The organism is Caloramator proteoclasticus DSM 10124 (assembly GCF_900129265.1).
In the GTDB taxonomy this organism is placed as follows: domain Bacteria; phylum Bacillota; class Clostridia; order Clostridiales; family Caloramatoraceae; genus Thermobrachium; species Thermobrachium proteoclasticum.
Genome location: NZ_FQVG01000092.1, coordinates 1 through 3,629 on the forward strand (window position 1 = coordinate 1; position 3,629 = coordinate 3,629).

Sequence of the window (3,629 nt, forward strand, 5' to 3'; positions counted from 1 at the left end):
TTTTAAGTGAAATGCAGTTTAGTAAAAAATTAAGTTAATATGGGCTATAGAACTCTTTTAAATAAATTCCATGAATAATTCAGGTTTAAGTTTTTATATATTTCATAACTCAAAATGACACAGAGTATAGGATATATACCTGCAATTATTATGGCAATCCATCCCGATTGCTGTGCTTTTTTGGTAACACCAGCGGCTAAACTAATTACACCTATTCCTATCATTGCACTTTGAATAACAAAAAAATACTGGTTTCTTGTTATTGTATTATTTTTATTCATCTTTATTCCTCCTAGATAAACTAGGTTTTAAACTAACAGGCTCATTAAATATTTTTCTTATATTATCCCTCACAAATACATCTCCAAAGTCCTTGAACCTTGATGGTGCCATAGGTGAAAAATATGGAATTCCAAAGGAATCAAGCTTAACAAGTGCCACAAGAAGTATATAAAACCCAACAAGTATTCCATAAAAGCCAAACAACTGAGCAAGTACAAGCATAGGAAACCTTAAGAATCTAATACTTAAAGCCATTTGGTAATTTGGAATTAAAAATGTTGAAACAACTGTTATGGCAACTACAAATAGTGTTGCGTGGCTAACAATATTTGCCTTTGTTGCTGCATCACCTATAACAATACCACCTACAATTGCAAGAGTTGTTCCAACTGGATTCGGAAGCCTAACTCCTCCTTCTCTTAATATTTCAATACAAAGTTCCATCGCAAGTATCTCTAAAAAAGGTGGAAGAGGTATTCCCTTTCTTGAATCTATTATTACCATCATAAGTTGATAAGGAAAAAGCTCTGCATTATACAAAAGAAGGGTTAAATATATAGGTCCTAAAATTAAAACAGTAATTACAGCTATAAACCTCGCTATTCTTGAAAAATTAGCTATTATAAGCCTCTCTGAATAATCCTCAAAACCTTGGAAAAACTCTATAAAAGTTGCAGGTACTATAAGTGCTGTAGGTGATTCTGCCACAAATATAGCTGCCTTACCCTCTAAAAGGTCAAATACTACCTTATCTGACCTCTCTGTATTTTTTGCCTGTGGGAAAAGATTGAAGGGTCTTCTTTCTATAAACTGTTCAAATACACCTGTTGTAAGCATTGCTGGTGCCTTTAGTGTTAAAACTCTTGATTTTATTGTATTTAAAAGCTCCTTATCTATTACATCCTCTAAATACACAAGGGCACATTCTGTTCTTGTCTTTTCACCTACAACAAACCTTTCTATCTTAAGATTTGGACTTTTTATTTTTCTCTGAATTAGTGTTATATTTAAATCAATGTTTTCTGTAAAGCTCTCTCTTATACCTAAAATAGATTTTTCTGATGTAGATTCTTGTATGTCCCTGTATTTTGGGTTTATTGTATCTATAATCATTGCACTTTTTATTCCATCTACAATAACAGCTGTTTTTCCACTGAGTATTTCAGCACCAATATCCTTTGCATTATTGTTTAACCTAAAGCTACTTATAAATAGATATTTTTTAGATGCTTCATACAAATCTTCTTCTTTTTTTATATCTATATCTACTTTGTATAAAAAGGGTTTTATTATAGCCTCTTCAACATAGTTTTTATCTGCAAGACCATCTATAAAAAGAACATAGGCATTTATTTTACTATTTATAAGAATCTCCTTTTTTATAAAATTACTGTTTTGTGCAACAAAATTAGATATTAAGGTTAAATTTTTATTAAAATCCTCCACCAAAATCTGCTCAATCATAACATCACCTCTCTATTTATTTTTTCAAATATTTTCATAAAAATACCATAAAAAGAAGTACGAATTAAAATTTTATGAATGCTAAAAATATTATAAAGGGGTGATAATATGTACAATGATGAAGAAATAGTTGAAAGAATACGAAATCTGTTAGAGGATGAGCTGCAGGAACTATCCTACGATATAAAGGTACGATGTGTTGATGGTCACGTAACAATATCTGGTATAGTTGATACTCTATCAGAAAAGACTAAAATCGAAGAGCTTGTGAGAAGAATAGACGGTATTAAAAAGCTTGAAAACTCACTTACCATATCTACCGACGGAACATTTACAGACAAAGAGGCTGAATTTGAGGTAATTAATAAACTAAGGGATAATCCAAACCTTAATTCAGTTGGCGTAAAAGTAGAAGGTGGAACAGCTATACTTATGGGAACAGTTGATACTGCAAAGGTAAAAAGAAAGGCTATGGAAACTGCAAAGGAAGCCTTTGGTGTTAAAGATGTAGTTTCAAATATGAAGGTTAAGGATGAGGGCAAAATTGATGATATAACATTAACAAATAAGATTGTGGAAGAACTTAGAAATCACGGCATAAGCAATAACGACCTAAATATTTCTGTAGAAGATGGATATGTTAGACTCTCTGGATTTGTAAATGGAAGAAATGAAATGGAAATGGCAGTAGAGATAATAGAGGATATTGAAGGAGTTAAAAAGGTAAGAAACCTTTTAAAGACAAGGAGATGAATTAGGGGCAAAAATAGCCCCTAATTTATCCATTCTACTCTATTTTTTCCGTTACTTTTTGCCCTATACAAGGCAGAATCTGCAAGATTAAGAACATTTACAAATTCATCTTTAAAGTCAAACTCAACTGCACCTATACTCACAGTAACCTTAATATCCCTATCTCCAATTTCCTTTGTCCAATTATATCTTTCTATCTCACGCCTTATGTTTTCTGCTAAATTTATAGAAAAGGCTTTTGATTTTTCACAAAATACTATAAACTCTTCTCCTCCATATCTTGCTGCAATGCAATTTTCAGGAAGTCTATTGTTTATAATGTTTGCTGCATTTTTTAATACTATGTCCCCAACAATATGCCCATATTTATCATTTATCTTTTTAAAATTATCAAAGTCAATTATAAAAAGAGTATAAAAGCCTTTTTTGTTATAGGCATTAGATATATAGCTGTCTAAGAAACGCCTATTATACAATCCAGTAAGAGGGTCCTTTATAGAATTTATATAAATATTATTTTGTTCTGATGAAAGTTCATAGGCCATATAAAACAGTATTAGCATAATAGCATAACTATTGTAATGAAAAGCATTGTATTTTTTTATTATTGATAAATCAATAAGTATATCGTGTACTATCATCAATATAGAAATTGAATATACAGTTAAATATATAAATTTATTTCTTATGTATTTTCTATATGCATAAATAGAAATGTAAATTATATAACCTATTGCAAGTAAAACAATAAATTCAAGCTTTTTTCTATAAATTGTTAGTTTATAAATATCATTACAGAATATTATCATTACAATTATTAAAAATAAGTATATAATGCTTAAATATTTAATAAATTCATTTTGCTCTATACCATAATTCTTTCTTAAAAAGAAAACAAATGATAGAACCGATATATAGAGAGCTGAAAAAATTATTTTTTGAAATCCTAAATATCCAAATATACTACTTGATATAAAATAATTTGAATAATATATAGCAGTACAAATTAAAGTTAAAGAGAAATATAAATATTTTTTATTAAACCTGAATTATTCATGGAATTTATTTAAAAGAGTTCTATAGCCCATATTAACTTAATTTTTTACTAAACTGCATTTCACTTAAAAAGT

The 3,629-nt window shown here is 29.1% G+C and carries 4 protein-coding genes; 1 reads left to right on the forward strand and 3 read right to left on the reverse strand.

Going from position 1 to position 3,629, the window contains the following annotated elements:
- Positions 1–44: 44 nt before the first annotated feature.
- The gene (locus tag BUB63_RS12780) at positions 45–281 is read right to left on the reverse strand and encodes a GerAB/ArcD/ProY family transporter (RefSeq protein WP_073250340.1); all 237 of its coding nucleotides are present in this window, start codon (positions 279–281) and stop codon (positions 45–47) included.
- Entirely contained in the window at positions 274–1,746 is a 1,473-nt protein-coding gene (locus BUB63_RS12785; RefSeq protein ID WP_073250345.1) for a spore germination protein, read from the reverse strand. Before BUB63_RS12785 ends, BUB63_RS12780 begins: the two co-directional genes overlap by 8 nt.
- 108 nt (positions 1,747–1,854) lie before the next feature.
- Here BUB63_RS12785 and BUB63_RS12790 point away from each other — a divergent pair, with 108 nt between their 5' ends.
- Entirely contained in the window at positions 1,855–2,499 is a 645-nt protein-coding gene (locus BUB63_RS12790; RefSeq protein ID WP_073250348.1) for a BON domain-containing protein, read from the forward strand.
- A 20-nt stretch (positions 2,500–2,519) separates the two neighbouring features.
- On the opposite strand, the gene BUB63_RS12795 is transcribed toward BUB63_RS12790, so the two are convergent.
- Positions 2,520–3,308: a GGDEF domain-containing protein gene (locus BUB63_RS12795; protein WP_073250351.1), complete on the reverse strand. Its 789-nt coding sequence runs from the start codon at positions 3,306–3,308 to the stop codon at positions 2,520–2,522.
- Positions 3,309–3,629 lie beyond the last annotated feature (321 nt).